Source organism: Bacillus sp. 2CMS4F, assembly GCF_023161785.1.
GTDB lineage: Bacteria > Bacillota > Bacilli > Bacillales > Bacillaceae > Bacillus > Bacillus halotolerans.
Genome location: NZ_JALNTO010000002.1, coordinates 466260 through 488143 on the forward strand (window position 1 = coordinate 466260; position 21884 = coordinate 488143).

At 35.5% G+C, this 21884-nt stretch carries 28 protein-coding genes and 6 pseudogenes; 22 read left to right on the forward strand and 12 right to left on the reverse strand.

What is annotated here, in order from left to right; genetic code table 11:
* Positions 1 to 58 precede the first annotated feature (58 nt).
* The 5 genes from MTN95_RS05780 (at position 59) to MTN95_RS05800 (ending at position 3455) form a co-directional block, all read left to right on the forward strand.
* Positions 59 to 709, forward strand: coding sequence for a VOC family protein (locus MTN95_RS05780; protein ID WP_248337317.1), 651 nt, complete (start codon positions 59 to 61; stop codon positions 707 to 709).
* Positions 710 to 963: 254 nt separating this feature from the next.
* A complete protein-coding gene (locus MTN95_RS05785) occupies positions 964 to 1323 on the forward strand; it encodes an SH3 domain-containing protein (protein WP_248337319.1) in 360 nt (119 codons plus the stop codon).
* Between the two features lie 57 nt (positions 1324 to 1380).
* A complete protein-coding gene (locus tag MTN95_RS05790) occupies positions 1381 to 1737 on the forward strand; it encodes an SH3 domain-containing protein (protein ID WP_105953543.1) in 357 nt (118 codons plus the stop codon).
* A 303-nt stretch (positions 1738 to 2040) separates the two neighbouring features.
* Positions 2041 to 2796 (forward strand): ZinT family metal-binding protein, encoded by a 756-nt coding sequence (locus MTN95_RS05795; protein WP_248337321.1) that lies wholly within the window; start codon positions 2041 to 2043, stop codon positions 2794 to 2796.
* A gap of 248 nt (positions 2797 to 3044) precedes the next feature.
* Positions 3045 to 3455: a hypothetical protein gene (locus MTN95_RS05800; RefSeq protein ID WP_248337323.1), complete on the forward strand. Its 411-nt coding sequence runs from the start codon at positions 3045 to 3047 to the stop codon at positions 3453 to 3455.
* A 77-nt stretch (positions 3456 to 3532) separates the two neighbouring features.
* Here the strand turns inward: MTN95_RS05800 and MTN95_RS05805 are convergent, their stop codons facing one another.
* Positions 3533 to 3892 (reverse strand): hypothetical protein, encoded by a 360-nt coding sequence (locus tag MTN95_RS05805; protein ID WP_227597844.1) that lies wholly within the window; start codon positions 3890 to 3892, stop codon positions 3533 to 3535.
* 206 nt (positions 3893 to 4098) lie between these two features.
* A pseudogene (locus MTN95_RS05810) lies at positions 4099 to 4252 on the reverse strand (transcriptional regulator); the annotation flags it as partial.
* 201 nt (positions 4253 to 4453) lie between these two features.
* On the opposite strand from MTN95_RS05810, the gene MTN95_RS05815 reads away from it, so the two are divergent.
* Positions 4454 to 4609 carry a hypothetical protein gene (locus MTN95_RS05815; protein WP_180950485.1) on the forward strand — a complete coding sequence of 52 codons (156 nt, stop codon included), beginning with the start codon at positions 4454 to 4456 and terminating at the stop codon, positions 4607 to 4609.
* A 46-nt stretch (positions 4610 to 4655) separates the two neighbouring features.
* Positions 4656 to 5027 (forward strand): YrdB family protein, encoded by a 372-nt coding sequence (locus MTN95_RS05820; RefSeq protein ID WP_227598116.1) that lies wholly within the window; start codon positions 4656 to 4658, stop codon positions 5025 to 5027.
* 203 nt (positions 5028 to 5230) lie between these two features.
* On the opposite strand, the gene MTN95_RS05825 is transcribed toward MTN95_RS05820, so the two are convergent.
* Positions 5231 to 5320, reverse strand: a complete 90-nt coding sequence (locus tag MTN95_RS05825) for a YjcZ family sporulation protein (RefSeq protein ID WP_105953546.1) — start codon at positions 5318 to 5320, stop codon at positions 5231 to 5233.
* A 170-nt stretch (positions 5321 to 5490) separates the two neighbouring features.
* A complete protein-coding gene (locus MTN95_RS05830; protein WP_082687868.1) occupies positions 5491 to 5607 on the reverse strand; it encodes a YjcZ family sporulation protein in 117 nt (38 codons plus the stop codon).
* A 202-nt stretch (positions 5608 to 5809) separates the two neighbouring features.
* Here MTN95_RS05830 and MTN95_RS05835 point away from each other — a divergent pair.
* A pseudogene (locus tag MTN95_RS05835) lies at positions 5810 to 5974 on the forward strand (sigma-70 family RNA polymerase sigma factor); the annotation flags it as partial.
* A 178-nt stretch (positions 5975 to 6152) separates the two neighbouring features.
* Here MTN95_RS05835 and MTN95_RS05840 read toward each other — a convergent pair.
* Entirely contained in the window at positions 6153 to 6245 is a 93-nt protein-coding gene (locus MTN95_RS05840; protein ID WP_021480116.1) for a YjcZ family sporulation protein, read from the reverse strand.
* 38 nt (positions 6246 to 6283) lie between these two features.
* A complete protein-coding gene (locus tag MTN95_RS05845; protein ID WP_105953548.1) occupies positions 6284 to 6409 on the reverse strand; it encodes a YjcZ family sporulation protein in 126 nt (41 codons plus the stop codon).
* A 182-nt stretch (positions 6410 to 6591) separates the two neighbouring features.
* On the opposite strand from MTN95_RS05845, the pseudogene terS reads away from it, so the two are divergent.
* Together terS and MTN95_RS05855 are read left to right on the forward strand one after the other, a co-directional pair.
* Positions 6592 to 6933 (forward strand): annotated as a pseudogene (gene terS, locus MTN95_RS05850) (phage terminase small subunit); the annotation flags it as partial.
* Positions 6887 to 7105 (forward strand): XtrA/YqaO family protein, encoded by a 219-nt coding sequence (locus MTN95_RS05855; protein ID WP_248337326.1) that lies wholly within the window; start codon positions 6887 to 6889, stop codon positions 7103 to 7105. The pseudogene terS and the gene MTN95_RS05855, both read left to right, overlap by 47 nt.
* A 124-nt stretch (positions 7106 to 7229) precedes the next feature.
* Here the strand turns inward: MTN95_RS05855 and MTN95_RS05860 are convergent, their stop codons facing one another.
* Complete coding sequence (locus MTN95_RS05860) at positions 7230 to 7496, reverse strand: transcriptional regulator (protein WP_105953550.1); 267 nt, start codon at positions 7494 to 7496, stop codon at positions 7230 to 7232.
* A 262-nt stretch (positions 7497 to 7758) separates the two neighbouring features.
* Here MTN95_RS05860 and MTN95_RS05865 point away from each other — a divergent pair, with 262 nt between their 5' ends.
* From MTN95_RS05865 to MTN95_RS21520, 8 genes are all read left to right on the forward strand, one after another.
* Positions 7759 to 8214: a sigma factor-like helix-turn-helix DNA-binding protein gene (locus tag MTN95_RS05865; protein ID WP_105953551.1), complete on the forward strand. Its 456-nt coding sequence runs from the start codon at positions 7759 to 7761 to the stop codon at positions 8212 to 8214.
* Between the two features lie 143 nt (positions 8215 to 8357).
* Positions 8358 to 8750, forward strand: a complete 393-nt coding sequence (locus MTN95_RS05870) for a hypothetical protein (RefSeq protein ID WP_105953552.1) — start codon at positions 8358 to 8360, stop codon at positions 8748 to 8750.
* Between the two features lie 113 nt (positions 8751 to 8863).
* The gene (locus tag MTN95_RS05875; RefSeq protein ID WP_024122223.1) at positions 8864 to 9343 is read left to right on the forward strand and encodes a hypothetical protein; all 480 of its coding nucleotides are present in this window, start codon (positions 8864 to 8866) and stop codon (positions 9341 to 9343) included.
* Positions 9344 to 9372: 29 nt separating this feature from the next.
* Positions 9373 to 9750: a YrdB family protein gene (locus MTN95_RS05880; protein ID WP_105953554.1), complete on the forward strand. Its 378-nt coding sequence runs from the start codon at positions 9373 to 9375 to the stop codon at positions 9748 to 9750.
* Between the two features lie 173 nt (positions 9751 to 9923).
* Positions 9924 to 10493: a cysteine hydrolase family protein gene (locus tag MTN95_RS05885; RefSeq protein ID WP_024122221.1), complete on the forward strand. Its 570-nt coding sequence runs from the start codon at positions 9924 to 9926 to the stop codon at positions 10491 to 10493.
* A 262-nt stretch (positions 10494 to 10755) separates the two neighbouring features.
* Complete coding sequence (locus MTN95_RS05890; protein WP_248337328.1) at positions 10756 to 11358, forward strand: BA5345 family protein; 603 nt, start codon at positions 10756 to 10758, stop codon at positions 11356 to 11358.
* A gap of 550 nt (positions 11359 to 11908) precedes the next feature.
* Positions 11909 to 13039: a response regulator aspartate phosphatase gene (locus tag MTN95_RS05895; protein ID WP_105953555.1), complete on the forward strand. Its 1131-nt coding sequence runs from the start codon at positions 11909 to 11911 to the stop codon at positions 13037 to 13039.
* Positions 13029 to 13160, forward strand: coding sequence for a hypothetical protein (locus MTN95_RS21520; RefSeq protein WP_282459426.1), 132 nt, complete (start codon positions 13029 to 13031; stop codon positions 13158 to 13160). The genes MTN95_RS05895 and MTN95_RS21520 overlap by 11 nt, the downstream gene beginning before the upstream one ends.
* Before the next feature lie 393 nt (positions 13161 to 13553).
* Here the strand turns inward: MTN95_RS21520 and nfsA are convergent, their stop codons facing one another.
* The 4 genes and pseudogenes from nfsA to MTN95_RS05915 form a co-directional block, all read right to left on the reverse strand.
* The gene (gene nfsA / locus MTN95_RS05900) at positions 13554 to 14294 is read right to left on the reverse strand and encodes an oxygen-insensitive NADPH nitroreductase (protein ID WP_105953556.1); all 741 of its coding nucleotides are present in this window, start codon (positions 14292 to 14294) and stop codon (positions 13554 to 13556) included.
* Between the two features lie 383 nt (positions 14295 to 14677).
* Positions 14678 to 15646 carry an NAD(P)H-dependent flavin oxidoreductase gene (locus MTN95_RS05905; protein ID WP_105953557.1) on the reverse strand — a complete coding sequence of 323 codons (969 nt, stop codon included), beginning with the start codon at positions 15644 to 15646 and terminating at the stop codon, positions 14678 to 14680.
* 113 nt (positions 15647 to 15759) lie between these two features.
* A pseudogene (locus MTN95_RS05910) lies at positions 15760 to 16901 on the reverse strand (NtaA/DmoA family FMN-dependent monooxygenase).
* Positions 16891 to 17286: pseudogene (locus MTN95_RS05915) on the reverse strand (LLM class flavin-dependent oxidoreductase); the annotation flags it as partial. The pseudogenes MTN95_RS05910 and MTN95_RS05915, both read right to left, overlap by 11 nt.
* A gap of 617 nt (positions 17287 to 17903) precedes the next feature.
* Here MTN95_RS05915 and MTN95_RS05920 point away from each other — a divergent pair.
* The 4 genes from MTN95_RS05920 to MTN95_RS05935 all read left to right on the forward strand — a co-directional run bounded on the left by MTN95_RS05920 (position 17904) and on the right by MTN95_RS05935 (position 21264).
* On the forward strand, positions 17904 to 18260 hold the full coding sequence (locus tag MTN95_RS05920; protein WP_282459427.1) for a winged helix-turn-helix transcriptional regulator: 357 nt from the start codon (positions 17904 to 17906) through the stop codon (positions 18258 to 18260).
* Positions 18261 to 18369: 109 nt separating this feature from the next.
* Positions 18370 to 19104 (forward strand): NADPH-dependent F420 reductase, encoded by a 735-nt coding sequence (locus MTN95_RS05925; protein ID WP_105990338.1) that lies wholly within the window; start codon positions 18370 to 18372, stop codon positions 19102 to 19104.
* Positions 19105 to 19707: 603 nt separating this feature from the next.
* Positions 19708 to 20133: a MarR family winged helix-turn-helix transcriptional regulator gene (locus MTN95_RS05930; protein ID WP_032732229.1), complete on the forward strand. Its 426-nt coding sequence runs from the start codon at positions 19708 to 19710 to the stop codon at positions 20131 to 20133.
* Positions 20134 to 20304: 171 nt separating this feature from the next.
* A complete protein-coding gene (locus MTN95_RS05935) occupies positions 20305 to 21264 on the forward strand; it encodes an NAD(P)H-dependent flavin oxidoreductase (RefSeq protein ID WP_105953560.1) in 960 nt (319 codons plus the stop codon).
* A gap of 101 nt (positions 21265 to 21365) precedes the next feature.
* Here MTN95_RS05935 and MTN95_RS05940 read toward each other — a convergent pair.
* Positions 21366 to 21706: pseudogene (locus tag MTN95_RS05940) on the reverse strand (suppressor of fused domain protein); the annotation flags it as partial.
* Positions 21707 to 21884 lie beyond the last annotated feature (178 nt).

Below are 21884 nucleotides of genomic sequence, written 5' to 3' on the forward strand. Positions count from 1 at the left end.
TAAATGTAGAAAGAATTTGTTTCTCATTTTAGATATATTAAGAGAGGGGGTGAAAATAGTGAAAATAAAAAATCTTGAAATATTTGTTTCTCATTTTAATCAAACTGTAAGCTTTTATAAAGATATCCTTCAATTTAAAAATCTGGCGTTAACTGATACATTAGCCATATTTCAAGTGGGAGAAAGCATCTTAACCTTGCATCAAGACGAAGTGAATCGCTATTACTATCATTTTGCGTTTAATATCCATTCGAATATTTTTGCACAAGCTAAAGAATGGCTGAAAAAGAAGGTTGATTTACTTGAAGAAGATGGTGGCGATGAAGCGTATTTTGCAAATGCAAAAGCAAGATCTATATATTTTGAAGATCCTGCAGGTAATATTGTTGAGTTTATTTCTCAATTAGAAACCTCTCCGGAAACGAAGTCAAAAGAATTCACGCCCGACAATGTAATAGGGATAAGCGAGATTGGTTTATCTACAAATCATGTTAAAGAATGTTTTGATTACCTTTTAAAGTTGGGAATTCGGCAAAGAAATGATGAACCTTTCTCAAAAAATCATTTACTTTTCATGGGAGAGTATAAAGAAGGAGTCTATATTTTATTAGGTCCTGTCGGGAGAAGATGGATATTCTCGGATAAATACAGTATAGATGCACCACTCATGATGGAAACTGACCGAGGGATAATTAAAAATTTTGATTAGAAATCGCTTTTAATTGGTGTGTGACATATCTTTCATGCATTATTTCGAATTGCATTGCAATCCCTATATTTCCAAATTTTATCCTCTCTTCTGTCGGAAAATTCAGTAATAATGGCACTTCTCATATACCTGTTTGATGGTAATATGATATCAATATATGTAAACGAAAGGGGCGAAGATGGTCTGCCGAATCATTCCTGAACTGAATGTAAGAAAGCCAGACGCAGGACATTTATGATGAGGAGGAGTATAAGTTGAGAAAGCTAAAAATGGCAAATTTGTTAACCGTTATGATGGCGTCATTCTTCATTTTTTCTAGTCATGCACAAGCAGTTCAGTATTACACTGTCTCAACAAGCAGCGGTGCTCCGGTAAATATGCGCAGCGGCCCAGGTACAAGTTGGGGGATTGTAACAACCATCCAGAGCGGCACCCGTATCCCGATCTATTGCTACAAAACCGGTACAACTGTAACTGGAAAGTATGGAACAAGTAATATTTGGAATTACACAGAGCGGACGCTTGCAAGCGGGGAGATCGTTCCTGGGTTTGTTTCTGATACATATATGTATACAGGCTCAGACGGCCCGGTAGTTCCTAAATGCAGCTGGTAGTCTTAGCTGCAATCAAAAAACTAATACAGTGATATTTTCATAGAAAGAGGGATTCAATTGACTAAATTGAAAACGTTGAGTATGTTAACCGTTATGATTGCATCATTGTTCATCTTTTCCAGTCAGGCACTTGCAGTTCAGTACTTTACTGTCTCAACAAGCAGCGGTGCGCCTGTAAATATGCGCAGCGGTCCAGGTACAAATTATCCTATTATGCTTTCCATTCCTAGCGGCTCGCGTGTTCCTTACTATTGCTATGCTTATGGAACAACTGTAACCGGAAAGTATGGAACGAGTAATATTTGGGACCAAATCCAGTGGAAAGATTCCCGGGGTATTGTGAATATTGGATATGTGTCTGACACTTATGTTTACACAGGCTCAGACGGCCCTGTAGGTTACCGTTGCAACTAGCTGTATACTCCGTACAATAGAGTCTCTTCTTTAGGGCCCATCTGAATGAACCATACCAACTGGTGTGGTTTTTCCTGTTTATAAATAACTCAATCGCTAGGATAGCCCACTTATTAATGATAACTTTAAGTACATAAATGAAAGACCGAGGAAATTGTATTTGTATTTTGTATGAACAGTCAAGAGGGCAGAAAGTAAGATGATAAAATCATGAAAACATCTCATTTTCCCTTTGATCTTTGCATAAGATAAATGTATAATACAAATCGTAATAATTTCGATTTGAGGAGAAGGGGTGTCGTAATGGGAATTTTATTTGCAAAGAGGTTAGGGATATTAGCGATTGGTTCATTACTAGTATTGGCAGGATGTCAGACTTCAGGTTCACCTAAAGGTGAGTCTAATAAAACAGCATCATCCTCAGCAGTTGAAGAAGACTCTTCTAAAACGCAAGAGCAAACATCCGAAAGTCACACACACGGACATGTTCACGATCATAGTCATGCACATGATGAAGAAACAGAAAAAATTTATGAAGGGTATTTTAAAGACAGTCAAGTTAAGGATCGGTCACTTTCTGATTGGGAAGGAGACTGGCAATCTGTATATTCATACCTGCAAGATGGTACTCTTGACGAAGTATTTTCTTATAAAGCAGAACATGAAGGTGACATGACAGCTGAAGAATATAAAGAATATTATAAAAAAGGGTATCAAACAGATGTTGAACGTATCTTAATTCAACCAGATACTGTAACGTTCTTCAAAAATGGAAAAGAATATTCTGGTCAGTATATTTATGACGGGTACGAAATTCTGACATATGATGCGGGCAATAGAGGGGTAAGATACATATTCAAACTTGCTAAAGAAGCTGAAGGACTTCCTCAGTATATTCAGTTTAGTGATCATAGTATCTATCCGACTAAATCCAATCATTACCATCTGTATTGGGGTGACGACCGTGAAGCTTTACTTGATGAAGTCAAAAACTGGCCTACCTATTACCCGTCAGAAATGGACGGACATGATATTGCCCATGAGATGATGGCGCATTAAAAACGGCCCTTGGCCTTGATCGTTTCCTCATCAATTGGAAATAACGAACTTGATATTGAATACATTATTATTGATAAGGACTTATACAGATAGATGCATGTGTAGCTGCTGACTCCTCGTCAGCAGTTTTTTTCCCTCTTTACATTTCTTCCGTTTTACCATCTCCCTGCCTTATAATACGAATGAAACGCTTTATTTTTTTAAGCCTATGCCTGAGCTGTACGTTCAAAGATGGGGGTGTATCCCAAATGAAATGGGTTGTTAAACGGTTTAATATCAATAAAAAATTATTAAAAAGGTTAATGATTGTTCCAATTTTCTTCATCTGTTATGTTTTATTTTTAAATCCTGAAATTATACTTGAAGAGCAATGTCCTAATAAGCCTTATAGTTTAACAATCGTAAAGCACGGGACAGGTATATTCGATAAGAAAATTGTTTTAATATATTACAAGATTAACGGGAAAACAGTAGCTATTGGGAATTTGGTGTTTTTTGAGAATTTGAGCAGAGATATAGATGTTACTTGGGATACGAATACTGATGATGGAACTTGGTGGATAGATAAAAGCGTACATTTAACAATGACTTATGCTAAAAATTTTAAGGGGGATTTAGACAAGATAGATATTGATTTTGATTATGGTACTGTCCAATAATAACAATTAGTTTATCTAAAATATGACTTTACACTAAAAGAACCGCCAGTTGCGGTTCAGTTGAATTATACTCTGCTCTAAATTGCTTTAGGAGCAGTTTTTTCTTTCCTTACAAATACCATGATTCCAGGGATGATCATAAGTATAGCTGGTATTAAGTAAAACCAATCAATACATATAAGTCCTCCAATCCCTGAAATAAAAAGTAAAACACTGCTCAACTTTGGTTTGAATAAGATAACAATTGAAGCGGTAAACCCAATGCATGAAAAGACCAAAGATATCCATGCCCCAACAAGGAGGTCACTTGTCATATCAAAATATCTGATCAAATGAAAAAATAAATCTAAGTAGGCGATACCTAAAGCTAGAATAGATGCTACAACGCCCAATATGCTCCCTATTAAACTTAAAACAAACTCAATGGTTCTCTTCACAATAAACGCTCCTTATGTAATCTTCATTTTTATATATGATAATGTAAAAGAGACCTACATGAAAATAAAATGAGAAAAACAACAAAAACCTATGTCCTGTAAGGGTTTCTAAGTGGTTCTAAAATCACTTTATAAATGAGAATCTAAATCTTATTAGTAAACAGAATTAAATAAACAGAAATAAATAATAATAAACTAGACTGCGTTTATTTATCTGATTTCCGTCTTTCTTTTAATTGCTCCGTTATAATTTCCAAAGCCAGCCTGTAAGATCTCATCAGTAATTTCTCCGTCTATTGCTGCAAGGAACGTTTCAGGATCGTTCAGTCCTTTTTTTGCTTCATACTTGAACACTTTTTCAAGTTTTCGGAGCACATTTTAATCATCTGACTCCAACTCAGCTGGGAGGCATTATTAGAAATTCGGTGATGTAAACGGAATATGCTGAATTCATTTTCATAACAAAATATGGTATTGTTCAACAATTTCGTTCGACAAATTTTGCGAATTGTAGACAACTTCCTGATTATTTGGATAATTATCTGGATAGGAGGAGATAAGTTGTCATATGTCACTATACTTATAATTGTTGCATTAATCGGAGCATTAGTAACAGCAGTAGTCGGTATCATATCTTCAAAAGTGGAGATGATCTCTCCAAAAACTCAAAGAGAATCAAAAGGAGAAGAACAGAAAAGTTTTTATATGCTGAAATAAAGTGGAGAAAGAGCATCTCCTGCGGGGGCTTTTTAATAAAGAGGAGTTGAAAAAACTGAGTCAAATGAATTTACTTCTAAGATTTTCACTTGAAGTTGCGGCATTGATTTTCATAGGTGTGTTTGCTTGGACTCACTTTAATGGTTTTTTAAAATATGTTTTAACTTTAGTTTTACCAATTGCAGTTATGATTATCTGGTCCGTGTTTGCAGTGCCCAATGATCCTAGCCGAAGCGGTCAAACTGTAGTAGCCGTGAACGGGGTTATAAGATTATTTATTGAATTATTGATCTTTGCAATGGCTGTTGCAGCGCTTTATTTTAGTAATTTAAAAACAGTTTGTATCATCTTTTTTTGTCTTATATTGCTACACTATATAACTTCAGCTGGGCGTATAAAATGGCTTCTAAATCAATAAATTATATTAAGCTAAAACTGTTGACTATTTTAAAAAAACTCATAGAGCTTCAGAAAGATGAAGATTGGTATTTTATATTTCCTTGGTTCAGAAACTTTGTCAGCATATGGTGAGTTAATCACATAACAAAACGCCATAAAGATTTCTTATGGCGTTAGCCGAACAGGGAGGTGCTGCTTCGGAGGAGCTAGTCTAGAGTTAACTTAAAATCTAAAGAAAGCTGCTCCGACAATGATTAACAAGATGAATAGCACCACAATTAACGCGAAGGAACTACCGTAACCATTAGACATATGGCCACCTCCTTTAGTGAGGATAGTATAAGATATGCTAAACGATAGTTTTCGACATAGATTTACGTCTAAATAAGAAAAAATGAATTTTTTGTCTAAAAAATAAACGGAAACGCCATAAAGGTTTCTTATGGCGTCAAACAGAACATGGAGGTACTCCTACATATCAATTAAATAGGAACGCCTTCTGGATAGCCTCCGAAGAAAGCTGCTCCCACAATGATTAATAAGATGAATAGCACCACGATTAATGCAAAGGAGTTACCATAACCATATGAGTATCCCATATGTCCACCTCCCTTAAAAAGAGATAGTACATGATATGCGGGTCGAATTACTTCGATAGGGATGCTAGTTGAAATGAATTTTAAAATAATTTTTTAGTCTAATTAAGTCGCAAGACAGAAAACCTGCGGATACTGAACTTACAGCATTTACGCTGTTTGTTTGGTGTCCGTTTTTTAATTGTTTATAAAAGGAGGACTACTCATGAATCGAAAAGACATTGAAAATCTAGTCAATAACTATCACTGGATGGTGAAAGAGGTTTATCGGTTGCAAAAAGTGCTTTATGGTTCAACTATTTCAATGAAAAATTGGGGTGTTGCACAATATGGATTAGAAGCAGCTATGCCAAAAGGAAGTCCTGGGAAGAGAAAGAGAAAGAGAGGATTTAGAATGGTCCTCTCTTTTTATTTTTAACGCTGATTTATTAACTTTGTCAGCGTTGATAAAGTTAATAACATAGCAAAACGCCATAAAAACTTCTTATGGCGTCTTCGTACAGGGAGGTGAATTCAAAAAGGCCGCTTTGGATTGAAGTGGCTCAAGACTAATAAAGGAATGCAGCACCAACAATGATTAATAGAATGAATAGCACTACGATTAATGCGAAGGTGCTACCATAACCATTTGAGTTTCCCATATAGTTACCTCCTTTAGTAGATTAGAAATATCTCAAGACTAAAAAAGGAATGCAGCACCAACAATGATTAACAAAATGAATAGCACCACGATCAAAGTGAAGGAGCTACCATATCCATTTGAGTACCCAGTATTTTCGTTAGAGTATCCACCGAAGAATCCCATATGTCCACCTCCTTTAGGGGAGATAGTATAAGGTATGACAAACAATAATTTTCGACATAGATTTAAGTCTAAAAAAGAAGAAATGAATATTTTGGTCTAAAGGTGCAATAGCGGACACATCAGCAAAAGTTATTAAAACAAACACAAACTCAAACATGAGGTCCGGAGGTGGGTGAGATGTAATGTCAAGACCACGAGATCCACGCAGAGACAAGACTTTTCGTTTGTGGGAAGAGAGCGGTGGGAGCAAGAAGTTAAAAGACATTGCCGAGGCATTAAACGTAACAAGCAGCACTATCCGTAAATGGAAAGCAAACGATAAAGGGGAACAAAAAATGAAAGGGAGCGCTCTTTTGCGCTGAGGCGCACCTAAAGGGAACAAAAATGCAAAAGGAAACAAGGGAGGAAGTGCACATAAAAATGCGCTAGGAAATAAAGGTGGTGCCGCTCCACTTAGAAATCAAAACGCTGTGACGCATGGATTCTTTTCTAAGTTCCTGCCAGAAGAAACGATATCGATCATGGGTCACTATTCAGCAGAAAATTGACCCAGGAAAAGTTCAGATCATTGTTTTAGATGGGAATCAGGGAACTGCACATGTCTTAGATGCTCCGGAGCACGGCAAGACTGTTATTCAAACTGTAAAGGGGAGCTTTGCGCGGGTTGATCATGAGATAGGTTACAAAGTCAGGTAAGCACTTGAAAAGAAGTTTTATGGTGGATGCCATTACAAGTTAAACTTCAAATGGTCGTCAAGTTAATGACTATCAAACAGGTAGTTGAACTATAAGAAAAAGGAGGCTATAAACCTCCTCATAGTTAACTTGAATAGTAGGCGATATAAGATCCATCAGGATAAAAAGTAACACTGTCTAAATAATATGTTGTTCCGTTGATAGTGATTGTTTGTCCTGGGTCTGGATCAGAAGGAAGTCCACGAACAACTAGGGTACCTAATGCAGATACTTCCTTTGTTTGACTTTCTTCAGAATGAGTATCGGTAGGGCTTGCGGCAAAGGCAGGAGCAGCAGAAACAAGCAAAGCAAGTGACAAAGCAGTACCAGTTAAAACTTTTTTCAATTTCATTTTAAACACTCCCTTTGTTTTTTAATACAAGTGTATTATTACACAAGATACAAAAATAGCCAAGGTATTTTTTGTTAATATTTTGTGAACTTAGTTTAAATATAGAATCCACCCGAATGCCTGCACCGCGAAATGAGGGCACAGCATGAGCGCTGAGAGGTAATATTGTCCAAGAAGGAAAGCCTGCGGACACTGAACTTACAGTATTATTTACGCTGTTGGTTTGGTGTCCGTTTTATTTGTTTAAAAAGGAGGACGTTTCATCAATCGAAAAGAAATTGAAAATCTAATCAATAGCTATCACTGGATGGTGAAAGAGGTTCATCGTTTGCAGAAGGTACTCTATGGTTCGGTAATTCCAATGAAAAATTGGGGTGTTGCTCAATATGGATTAGAAGCTGCTATGCCAAAAGGGAGTCCTGGGAAGAGTCAGGCTGAATTGAGGCAAATGGATATGCGAGAGGAATGTCTTTTCAAACGTCTTAAGTACTATAAGAAACGAGTATATGCAGTTGAGTTGGGGGCAGAAAAGATCAAAGGAGAGCAACATAAAGTCATTTATGATTGCATGATGGAGGGTATGAGCTACCGCGCAATAGGTCTTCACCTTGGCATTTCAAGGGAAACTGTACGCAAAATGAAAGACGAATTGATCAGCCAATTATACCAAGATTGCCACTTTGAGCGTTTGTTGAATCTGAAAAAATCTGTGGTTTAAAATTGGAGGCAGGTCGGCGCGGCTGAATTATTATTGTGCCACCTAAACCATATAGTAAAAGGATAATAAATCATTCGACAAATTCTGCAAAGTGTCCCTTTGTTCTCTTTGTTCACCGATAATAAAGGTGGGGGAGGAGACAAATGAAAAAGATTTGTTTGTTATTTATATTAGTTGGCATTGTGGCGGTAATTGGTGCATGTTCTTCAGAAGATCCGACTGACGATACATCGGTAAACTCTGTCGATTCATCAACAGATGATTTAACGGACGATACATCTGATGAATTAGATACAGATAGTGGTGAATCTGATAGCTCAATTTATACTGAAGAAGAATTAGAGAGTGATCCAAAAACACCTTCTTCAAATCCAAATGATTACAATGATGATGGAGAGTATGTACCAGAGAATGGGGTTTCTGATAACCCAGCTGATTATAATGCCAACGGAGAATATAAACCAGTTGAAGACATGACTCAAGAAGAGATTGAAAAAGAATTGGAAAGTATGATTGGAGATAGTATAAATCAATAATTTTTTCATGGGGCACCTTATTAGGTGTCTTTTTTATGTTTAATCGTTCGACAAATTTTGCAAATAGTTCCTTAGTTACTTGCTTTAACCGATAATTAAAAAGAGGTGATTAAATGGGAAATGAAAATGGATGGAGCAAAAACTTGGTAGGAGACTTAAAGATACCTAAGATCAATTTAGAATTACCTAAATTGAATTATCCTCCACCTGACTTGAGTCATATTAAGAAAATTAATGAGCAGATAGCTTCAGAGCGGCAACAAAAAGAGCAAGCCATTAAACAAAGAGAGAAAGATGAGAAAGAGTACCGTGAACAAACTCTTCAACTACTATCTGGTATCGAAAGGAATACAGCTATACTGCATGAAATATCGTTGCTTATGAGAACTAGCAATGAGAAACAAGATGAAATTTTCACTCTAATTGTAGAAATGTTAGAGGTATTGAAAAGTGCCAATCAGGAAGAAGCTGTAAGCAAATATAGAAAGATCATGGATAAGATAAGTAAATTCAAAGGAGATACTGATACTATTAAATCACTTTATAGTGTTGGTTCTGCTATTTTGACTATGATTAATACTCTTAATTCTTGAGCCGGTTTAGCGTTGTAAAGGAGTAGGAGCTGTATAATTTGAATCAAACTAACTTACTTTTAAGATTCGCTCTTGAAATCGTTGCACTAATCTCCATAGGTGTGTTTGCATGGACCCATTTTAACTTTAATGGTTATCTTAAGTATGTTGTAACTTTGGTTTTACTGATTGTAGTTATGATTATCTGGTCAGTGTTTGCAGTGTCTAATGATCCTAGTCGAAATGGACAAACTGTAATTGCTGTAAACGGGGTAACAAGATTAGTTATTGAATTTATGATCTTTATAATGGCTGTTGCAGCGCTTTATTTTAGTAATTTAAAAACTGTTAGTATCATCTTTTTATGTCTTATAATACTCCACTATATATTTTCAGTTGAGCGTATCAAATGGCTTCTAAATCAATAGTCTTTAATTTCAGCACTCCTTATTAGAGTGCTTTTATTATTCGCTGTAGAAAATATATTCAAATGTTTTAGGGAGGCGCTTATTTGGAATTCATCGTTAAGCCATTGTACAAAAGTAAAATTTGTATTTAAAATGTAGTAATAAAAATAAGTGATTCCTTAGGAGGTTAACTTATGGAAGAAAAGAAAAAAGCTTTAATAATTGTGGATGTACAAAAAGCCTTCGATGATAAAAAATGGGGTGAACGAAATAACTTAAAGGCGGAAGAAAACATTAGTGAAATACTAAAATTGTGGAGAGAAAAAGGATGGACAGTAATATACATACAACACACTTCTGATAAACCTCATTCTTTATTTCATCCAAAGAATGAAGGGTTTGCTATAAAGGAAATAGTTAAACCTATGGATGAAGAAGTAATAATAACCAAGAAAGTAAATAGTAGCTTTATTGGTACTAATTTAGAAGAGTTCTTAAAATTAAATGAAATAACAACTGTAGTAATAACTGGTTTAACTACGCCTCATTGTGTATCAACAACCACAAGGATGAGTGGCAATTTAGGATTTGATACATACCTAATTTCAGATGCAACAGCAGCCTTCGGTATTAAAGACCAAAATGGTACATATTATGATGCGAATACTATTCATAATGTATCTATAGCTACATTGCACGATGAGTTTGCCACAATATTAACAACTGATCAATTAATAAACGATTTTATAAAACTCTCTAATTAAAATAATTATGCGCAATTATGGCATGATAATGGCACGCCATTTTGTATTCCGTATGTCTTATGGTAATAGGTAATAAAACGAGAAGAGCGACCCAAATGTAGGGGTCGCTTTTTATCACTAATAAAACTATGAACAAAATGTTCAAAAGAGAAAGCAGTTCTGTGATCACGTAAATTAAGATTCGTAGCAAAAATTTCGACAAATTCTGCAAATTATTCCTTTGTCCTTTTCTTTCACCGATAATAAGGTGGGAGGAGATTATATGAGTTTTGAAACAAAGTATTTAATAAGGTGGGGCATACCAGGATGGATGTTAATTTTCTGGATAGGAGCCTATTTTGTACTTACTGAAGCTGACTATATATCAGCTCATTTAAAGTTTTCTGAGCTTGGAAAATTAATAGGGGTTTTCATTTCTCTGAGTATATTTGGCGTGGTAGTGGGTTATATAATTCATCATTTATACTTTGTAGCGAATTGGATATTTAATAAAAATCAGATTTTTGATAATGCAATTAAGCAGGTTGAGAATTTTCCCAAACCTGACAATTGGAGAGATAACAATAAGAACGATTATTTTTATTTTGAGGTTTTATGGCATGAAAATTTATTAAAGATTAAAGTAGAAGATAAAAGAAACTATATCGTTGAAAGGTATAGGTACCTGCTATCAACAATTCATGCCTTGGGTACTGTTTTCGTAAGTCATTTTTTAGCCGTTTTGTTTACAGTGATAGCAACACTGTATAAGTATGGCTGTTTTTCTTACCCGCCGATGGTAATTGCTATGTTAATTATACAACTTGTAATATTGTTTATTGCGGTATCAAGTTTCAGATACTACTCTGCAAATGTTTGTGAATAGTAAGGTGCAACAGATAAAATGCGTGAATAGCCAATTTTATAAAAGTACTTGAATAACCTTCTTTACCGTTATAAAGAACGGAAAAGCGAAAAATTGATAGTCATATAGAAACAACCTGGTAAAACAAGTCCGGTGCACCTAAATTGGTTAGAGGAACAAGCTGAACAAGATATAAGTGATAATTTTTTGGCCTTTGATTTATCTTAGAAGTAGAATTCATTATATCGTGATTAAAAAGGTAAAGGAGATGTTCTAACATGAATAGTATGAAGTACATATTGTTTTTCCTGGTCTCTTTAATTTTACAAGCTATTTTGTTTTTTGGAATAAAAAGAGATTCGGGGATTACTATACTCGACATGTTAGTTATGTCCTTGTTATTCAGTTTATTTATGTTTTTAATTGATAGAGTCCTTTCAAAAAAGTAGGCATAATGCCTGCTTTTTTATTATGAACGAACCGAATAAAAAGTTTGCGGTTTTTTTGCGGTCCAAACACTTTTTGGAAATGTTAGAATATTACATAAAAACACATATAAAGGAGGGGTCCTGTGAATCCGGTCTTATCATCGTCAGAAGTTGGCGTAAAGATCAATGAATGGTATAAAATGATACGTCAATTTAGTGTCCCGGATGCAGAGATTTTAAAAGCAGAGGTGGAACAAGAGATCAATCAGATGGAGGAAGATGAGTATTTACTCATTTACTTCTCTTTAATGAAATTCCGTCATCAGCTTATGTTAGATTATTTGGAACCCGTAACCACACGCATAAGACCAACGATTGATGAGTTACTTGAAAAAATAGAAGCATCCAATAAGGGGATAACTGGTCTGTTGTCTTACTATTCTCTGTTTTTTCGTGGAATGTATGAGTTTGATAAGAGGGAATATGTCAAAGCAATTGGTTTTTATCGAGAAGCAGAAAAACACCTTACTCATGTTAATGATGATATTGAGAAGGCGGAATTTCATTTTAAGTTGGCTGAAGCTTACTATATTATGAAGCAAAATCATATCTCGATGCACCATGTTAAACAGGCGATGGACATTTATAATCAATATGAACTTTATAAAGTACGAAAAATACAATGTCATTTCGTGATATCTGGAAATTACGTTGATTTTAAACATTTCGAGAAAAGCTTGCCGCACCTTGAAAAAGCCTTAGAGTTGTCCAAACAATTAGATCGCAATGAAAGGCTACTTAGCTCGGCTTACTACAATCTCGGAAAGAATTACGCAGATTTAGGAATAAATGATAAAGCAGATCATTTCTTAAATGAGGCTGCTAAGGTATCAGAAAGTGCTAAGTTGAGCAATTTACCACATTCCCTGTTTACATACGCTAAATTTCTTTTTAAGCAGGGGAAAACAAGTGAAGCAATAAAAATGAGTAAAAAGGGTTTATCCGCTGCGATATCCCAAGGTGATAAACTTTTTGTGTCCCTGCAAAAGTACTTGGAAGCACTTTATATTAATGCAGTAGATCAAGCGGGAATCAAAAAAACGATTGATTACTTAGAAAGAAATAAGAATTATGCGTATGTGGAAGATATCGCAATTGATACGGCTGAAGTTTTTGCAAAATCAAAGGAATTTGAAACATCATATGTTTATCATCAAAAAATGCTTGAAACGCAAAAACAAATTCAGAGGGGAGAATGCCTGTATGAATTTTAAAAAAGGCGTAATCATTATGCTTAGTGCAGTTACTTTAGGTTTAGGTTTAGGTTTAGTTACTACTTTTACTGTAGAGAAAAGTGAAGCATATCACCAACTTTCTGACCGCAATCAAACATGAAAACTGATTAAACCCTCTTAATTGAGGGTTTTTTATTTATGTTTTGGATTGCTTCAACTTTGACAGCAAATGAGTCAAAAGAATAAAGGTTGTACCACTTTTAAATCCTTGAGAAATAACCTTATTTTTGGGGAGAGAAAAAGGCAATAGGGCACCGCAATTTAAATTTTCGGTGAGACTGCAATAACTTTTTAGTTCTCATGGAAAATCTCTCAAGAGGGAATTAAGGTTTTGGGGATAGCTCATTAAAAAACTCACTTCGTAGATGAAGACAGCACTTCAAATGGTGGTTTCAAAATTGCCGCAGATCGAGTTGGTGCATAAAGAGGAAGAGTGTCAAACCTCTTCCTCTTTTATTTGGATGGAATACCGAAATTTCCTTTTGGGAAAAATTTATTTTTTAGCAAATCCCTGTTTATTTAAATACTCAAGCATGAAGGGGAGTTTGCTTCTTTCAAGATGATCCTCAATATGATCTTTCCATCCCTTTACTTTTTTCACTGTGAAAGGCGCTTTAACAGGACGATTCTGGTAATACTCACGCATCTGTTGATCATAGGTTGCTAAAGTTTCTTCGTCTAGTGGCTTGTACTGATTATCAAATATGACCATTGATTGAGGCAAACGAGGTTTTAGTCCGGGTTTCTCTCCAGCAGGATGGCCTATGCATAACCCAACTAAAGGAATCACATGCTTTGGTAAATGTAATACCTCAGTTAATTCTGTAATATTAAGTCTTATTCCACCGATATATACACCACCGAGTCCCATTGATTCGGCTGCAGTCAAAGCGTTTTGAGCCATTAGCCCAGCATCAAATGTACCTATTAAAAGGTATTCAATATACTCAAGGTCTACATCGGGAGCAATTTGATGATTTCGGTTAAAGTCGGCACAAAAAATCCAAAACTCAGCTGCCTCTTCAATATAAGGCTGATTCGCAGAAAGCTCCATCACCTTTTTTCGAAGATCTGGATCTGTAATTCTAATGATAGAAACAGCCTGGAGAAGACTGAAAGAGGAAGTTTGATTAGCTGCCTTAAAGATTGCTTCTCGTTGCTCCTTTGTGAGAGGTTGATCTGTAAAAGACCGAATGGAAGTATGATTACAAAGTAATTCAATTGTATTATTCATATTGACATTCTTCCTTTCTTACATATTAGATTCAAACTGATTAAGTTGGATTAGAGTTATTTGTAAAAAAATAATGTAACTGGTATTCAATATGATAAAATCATCACTCTAATTTATGAAGAGGGCAATTGAAATTGCCGTAGTACATTTTTTTGTACTTAACAGTAAGAAAAAGGTCTAAATCAATTATGTAAAGGTATTTTAAAAGAAAATAACATAAACGAAAAACACGAAGTATGTGGGGGAGCGTCAGAAAAATGCAGATTTATAACATTGAGAAATCTCCAATAAAAAAAGCCCGATTCCTCTGTATTAAAATAAAGAAATCGGGCTTTTTTCGTTACACCACTAAAGTTCTTTTTAGAAAAAAGAGACTTAAACTATTATTTTTCAAGGGTACTCATTATTTCATTAATAACTTCGGCGCAAGTTTTAATTTCTTTTATTCCACCTGCAGCTTCGGATAAGCTTATAGTGCCGTTAACTAAGTCCCCATCTAACATACCAATTTTGAAACCATTTCCATAATATTTATAGGCTTCTTCTGGTTTCCCTTGATTGATAAGTTCGAACGCTTTTTTTCCAGCTTCTGTCGGAATTGTTCTTAAATGTCCGACACCGGATTTGAATTCAATAAATTGCTCACTTTTCACTTTTAGTATTGCTTGTTTTGTAGCCTCACTTGCTGGATTCTCTTTTGTGGCTATAAAGCGTGTCCCCATATATACACCTTCTGCACCCATCGCAAAAGCTGCCTGAGCTCCTTTTCCATCAATGATACCACCTGCTGCAATGACAGGGATTTTTACCAAAGAAGTTACTTGAGGTACGATTGAAAGTGTACTAATTTTGTAGTCACTCATATGGCCACCAGCTTCATAACCTGTTGCAATAAGAGCATCCACTCCTGATTTTTCAGCTTCTGCTAATTTTTGTGCAGTAGGGCTGAGATCTCTATAAATAATATTAATATTATGTGCCTTTAGTCTATTTACTTCCTTTTGAATTACCTTTTGACCAATAGCAATCACATTTCTCACTTTTTCTTCTACCAAGATGTCAAAAATAGCATTAGTAAAGGGATCTTCCTTGATTTCATCCATGGGAAATATATAATTAACTGCAAAAGGTTTATCAGTCAGTTGTTTAACTTTTTGTATTTCTTTTCTAAGTCTTTCAGCAGTATCTTCTGGACTTGAAGATTTTTCTGTTTGTCCAGCATTCGGTCCCAATACTCCCATTCCTCCTGCGTTAGAAACTGCAGCTACAAATTCTGCAGAAGTAACCCATGTCATTGCTGCTGAAATAATTGGATACTCTATATCAAGTAATTCTGTAATGCGATTTTTCATATTAAATAATCTCCTTTTAATTAACGATAATTTTTCTTCATTTATATCTTATGATGATTTATGTGTCTCTCGTATTTAGTAACAAATCAAACGTGTATATACTAAATTTCTAATTATTTCTTGGTTGATTTTTCATAACTGTTTTCTGGATAGGGTAAACCCAAATTACCACGTAAAGTGTGTGATTCATATTCCTTACGAAAAATTCCCTTTTCTTGTAAGATGGGGACGACTAAATCAACAAAGTTATCAAATCCAGAAGGATGCTCCTGTCTTAGTAGGAGCAAGTCCATAGCACCTTCCTCATACCAAAGTTGAATTTGATTAGCTACCTTCTCGGCCGAACCAAAAAACTTCGGTTTTGGTATTTTGTATCCATATGGCATTAAGCTTTCTAGCTCCTGAAATTTTTCTTCAGCTTCTCTTTCTGTACTGCCGACAATAGGATGCTGTATCGGCATAATTAAAAAATCATCTGGTGAACGACCTTCTAGGGCTACCCTTCTTTTGAGCTCCATGCTAAAGCTCTTAGCGTATTCAAAATTGTCGCCATTCACCAATACGCCTTCAGCATGTTTCGATGCAATGTTCATAAATTCTGATGAAGTACCAGCTTGAAAAATGACAGGTCTTCCTTGTTTAGAACGGCTAATATTTAATGGACCATCCACAGAAAAATAGTTTCCTCTATAGTTTATAGCGTGCATTTTTTTAGGATCATAGAATATACCACTTTCTTTATCACGAATAAAAGCGTCATCCTCATATGAGTCCCAAAGACCTTCCACAATCTCTAAAAATTCCTTTTGCATTGGATATAAGTCTGATTTAGAAAGATGTGTTCGGCTATAATTCGCTAACCCTCCTGGATTAGAAGTAATGGCATTCAAGCCTGCCCGACCGTTACTAATCTTATCAAGAGAAGCCATCTGTCGAGCCACAGTAAATGGATCTGCATATGAGGTCGCAATGGTTGCGGTAAGGCCAATATAACTGGTAGCCATGCTAAGCGCAGACAAAATACTTATTCCTTCAAACATACTCAAATAATGTGGAATCATACCAGGCCCAATATGGCTGACATCTGCTAAAAAGACCATATCAAACTTACCTTCTTCAGCTTTTTGGGCCTTTTGTACATAATAGTCTACATTTTCACTAGCTTGGCAGGCATATCCGGATGGCGCCAGCCCATATAATTCCATCCAACACCATCAATAATAGCGCCAATTTTGAGCTGTTTTTTATTTGTCATTTATCTCCCTCTCCTTTCTATATACCGGTACTAATGATGGATCACCCGGAGGTCTAATATTGCTAAAAGGATGAGTCGTTGGAAAGCTTCGCGAAAAAAATGAAAGTAAGTGATCTAACTGTTCTGGAAAATCATTGGCAGCAAGGGCTTCCCGTGAACGTTGTAAGGCCCATGCTGTCCATCCGTCGGTTCCTGACGCTCGTCCTAATCCAAGATCTATCCGTCCAGGATGTAGAGCTTCAAGTAGGGTAAAGTTTTCTACGACTTTAAAGGGACTATGATTAGGTAGCATTATTCCCCCAGAACCTACACGGATATTTTTCGTATGTGCTGCTGCATGCATACTTAACAAATCAGGAGATGTGCTGATTTGGCTAGTGGTGTTGTGGTGCTCAGTAAACTAGTATCGGGTATACCCTAACTTATCGGCTAGCTGCATCATCTCTGTTGAATTCATTAAACTTTCAGTAGGCTTACTGTCCTTAAAAATATGGACGAAATCTAAGATGGATAACTTTATCTGATGATTATTTGCCATTATTTAAAACTCCTTTCAATTTCTTTTTTTTATTTAGTAGGCTAAATATATTACCGAAATATATAAAGAATACTATGGCTTTTTCATATCCCATTTTCATCATTAGAGTTTCAATACTATACATTGAAGAAGAAGCCTACTCAATCTATATCAAATCAATAAATATTGTTACACTCCTTTCAATTGAATCGCTCCCATCCCAAAACTATTAACAGTAGCCTTGGCGCACAGATTGTCGAGAGCATACAACTTCATGAAAAGATTTTGTAGGCATTAGTAAATGCCCAACTCTTGTATTACTCCAATATTGATTGATAAATACTCATTTGGATATGATAAAGTCGTATTGAGTATTTTTGTTACATCCACTAGAATAAAATCATTAATTATCTTTTGGAAGAGGGCAATTTAAATTGCTGTAGTACATTTTTTTGAACTTATAGGTAGATAAGTGAGGTGTTAGGATGTCAAGAATTTGTAAAGATGGTTTCGAAAGAGAATTCATAGCAGAAAAAAAAGAAATGTATGGTATTGCTTATACGCAAAACGTACTTTCTGGGCGTTGGAAGTACTTAATCCTTTGGTTTTTAAAAACAAAAGAACGTCGTTATAGCGAAATTAAAGCTTTTTTATGGGACATTTCACAAGGTTCTCTAACAAAACAGTTGAGAGAACTAGAAACAGATGGGTTAATTAAGCGAGAGGTTTTTCCTGAGGTTCCTCCACGAGTTGAATATTCATTAACATCAAAAGGGGAGGCGTTGATTCCTATTATTGATTTAATGGAGGAGTTCGGGAAAAAGTTTGGAGAAAAAGAATAAAAGTCTAAAATACCTTTGCTGCTATAGTACATTATTCGTTAAGTAAACACTAAAGTAATCGGTTCCTTTCTGAATGTGTCCAGTACAAATCCTTTAGGAGGGGAAAATAGTGAAATTCGGAATTATAGGTGCAGGATCAATTGGCTCAATTATTTCTAAAAAATTAGTTAAGAATGGGCATGATGTCAAAATTGCAGATGCAAGGGGAATTGAATATTTAGAAGGAAAAGAGCTTGCTGGAACACCAGTGCGCGTAGAGGATGCAATTAAAAATATTGATGTTCTTATAATATCTCTTCCTACAAAAGCAATGTCAAGCATTCGGAACATGATCGATCAAGTCGGAGAGAAAGTAATCATTGTAGATACTTCAAATTATTATCCTTTTAGAGACGACAAAATTGAAGAAATCGAGAACGGGATGGTTGAAAGTGTTTGGGTTTCAAATCAATTAGGCAGACCTGTCATTAAAGCGTTCAACAACTTATTAGCCTATACTTTAGAAAATGAAGGAACATCCGCAGATTCTAGTGAACGAATCGCGATGGCAGTTGCTGGTGATGACGCATCACAAAAACAAGCAGTCATGGACGTAGTGTCCGAGTTAGGCTTCGATGCAGTAGTCAGTGGTTCTTTAAGTGACTCTTGGAGACAGCAGCCAGGAACTCCTGCTTACTGCACAGAGCTAACAAAAGATGAACTCACGAAAGCGTTGAAAAAGGCGAATAAAGAAAAAGCACCATTACTACGCGACAAAGTGATGGAAATATTTGCAGAGAAAAAGGATGTTGAATTTTCACACAAGGATGTTGTGAATCTAAACAGAGAAATATACAATTCATAAAAACAAAAGGTGCACTCAGTTAGAGCGCACCTTTTTGTATATCATGTATGCCACAAATTCACATAAATATGTTTGCTTCTTTCTTTTTTCGCCAAAGGTTCTTTTTCCTGAGTATGGAGCTTTTTATTTCGCTTTTAAATTAAATTCTTCTCTGACAAATGTTTATTGATTTGGCTCACCATTTTTTAACCATAATTGATATAAACGTATAGAATTAATAGCAAGTGAATATAAGGAGTGTAATGAAAATAAGCTTTCATAACCAATGATATGGATTTACTACGTTGAGGGACTCGATTTAAAGAAGGTACAAAACCATATTGGTATCTTTTAATTTTTGCCTTATCGTTATTCGTCTTGTTGTTTATCAAGACCTAAATTGTAAAAAGTCATATAAAATAAGGAGTGAAACATGCACTCCTTATATTTTTGTTCAACAAATGCATTGTTTAGTTCTAAAAGAAAGATATACCATTCTTATGTCACAAACGGAGCAGGTTAGCTGAAGAAGAGCAATCAATGTAGAAACGTTGACAACTAAAACACAACCATGATATATTTAGCCCGCTAAATATTTTTTGGCTAGAGGAGGGAGGTTCATCTTTGAAGATTAGTGTGGACTGTGATATTCGTATGTCCTTAGATAAAGTTTCTTCCCAAATGCGTCGGAATTATAGTGAGAGCCTTAGAGAACTCAATCTTTATGTCGGCCAAGATAATTTACTCTCACGTTTGTGGTTGGGTGATGGAATAACACAAATGCAGCTATGTGAACATTTAAAATGCGAACCGCCTACGGTAACAAATATGGTTAAATCGCTAGAGCAGAATGGTTTTATATACCGTAAACGTGATGAAGAAGATGCAAGGGTTATGCGAATTTATCTAACGGACAAAGGCAAAGAATTAGAAGAACCCGTTAGAATTAAATGGAATGAACACCAAGAAAAATTACTACAGTCAATTTCAGCCGAAGAACGCTTAATATTAAGGGATTTAATAAAGCGTATGGAGAAAAACTTATCTTAAGTTTTCTCTCAAACATATATTTAGCACCCTAAATATATATTAGTAACCTGGAAGATACTCTGTCCAAAATATTGTACTAATAAGTAAGCCAAACTGAAAAATATTTAGCAAACTAATTATTTCTTTAAACCAACTGAAGATTGAAAATAAACTAAACAGGAGGATTCAATAATGAATAATAGAATATGCAAAATATTAAATGTAGAAAAGCCAATTATACAGGGCCCGATGTCTTGGGTTACTAATGCCGAATTTGTTGCGGCGGTAAGCAATGCTGGTGGATTAGGATTTCTAGGTCCAAATGCCGGTCAGGTTGATATAACTCGTTCACCCGAAATAAATGCGGAAAGAATGAGAACTGAAATACAAAAAACAAAATCATTAACTAATAAGCCATTTGGAGTACCTGTAATCGTAAATCGTGATTTAGCTTACACATGGCCAATTTTAGAAACAGTTATTGACGAGAAAGTTCCTGTTGTTATTGTAAACGATATACTGGATGAAAGAATCTTTAAACCATTAAAAGAAAACGATATTAAAATTGTTTATAGACCACTTACTCCTACTATTGAAAATGCAAAAGCTGCAGAAGAATTTGGAATAGATGTTTATGTAGCGACTGGATTTGATGAAGGTGGTACGGTTCCAGAACGAGTTATTGGAACATTTTCGATTGTTCCAATGATTGTAGATGCTATAAATACCCCTGTAATGGCAGCTGGTGGTATTGGAGATGTTAGAGGAGTGCGTGCCGCATTTGCTTTAGGCGCTGAAGGTGTGTTTGCTGGTAGTGTCTTTATTCCAACAAAAGAAAATCCAGCAGCAGAAAACGTGAAACAAATGATTGTAGATGCTACAGCAGAAGATTTACTAATGTTCCGTACTTTACCAGCATACTATCGTTCTTTACCTACTAAATTTGCGAATAAACTAGTAGAAATGGATAAACAAGGTGTAAGTCGTGAAGAAATAGCAAAAATGATGCGTGGATCAATTGGAATGCGTATCGGCATGCTAGAAGGCAATACAGACGATGGCTATATTTCTATAGGTACTGGAATTACGCCAATTAAAGAAATCAGAACTGTAAAAGAAGTGGTTGATACTTTAATGCAAGGCTTTAATTAAATATTAGGGTCTTCGGAATATTTAGTGGAATTCCCTTTTCAATAGTTGAAAACATTTACTTATAACTCGGACTATTTGGCGGTATGTTAGTTCAAACACTAGAGGGTGTTTTTAAAAATAACACCTGGTGCACAAGAGAAATTTGAGTTGATTATATTAAAGGCACAAGTTGATAAAACATTAGCATATATGTCTGAAGCTGACTCCATTGCAGCTACGATTCTATTCGTAACGGAGTGCCATTCACCTCATAATTAATAGAATGGTCCGACAAGCCTAGAGTTGAATATGACGTGATACCTTCTTGAGGCTGGTCACTAACTGATAAAATATCAATGCTGCAATTCTCGTTATCATCCCAATATTTCGTCACTTTTGGTTTACCTCCAAAAGCTCCTAAAACTGTTCTAGCAATTACTTTATTTTCTTGTGTAACGCCCATTAGACAATCTCTCCTAATCACCAAAGTATACTCCTTTAGGACAAAGGTAGTTCAGGTTGATAAAGCTCTGGATTTTTGCTGTTGGTTTAGGATTCGTTAACTTGAAAACCTGACCCGGAGTTAAGCTTTTGTTGATTGTGCTAACACCAAAAGGAACCAACATTTTTCGCTACTGAGG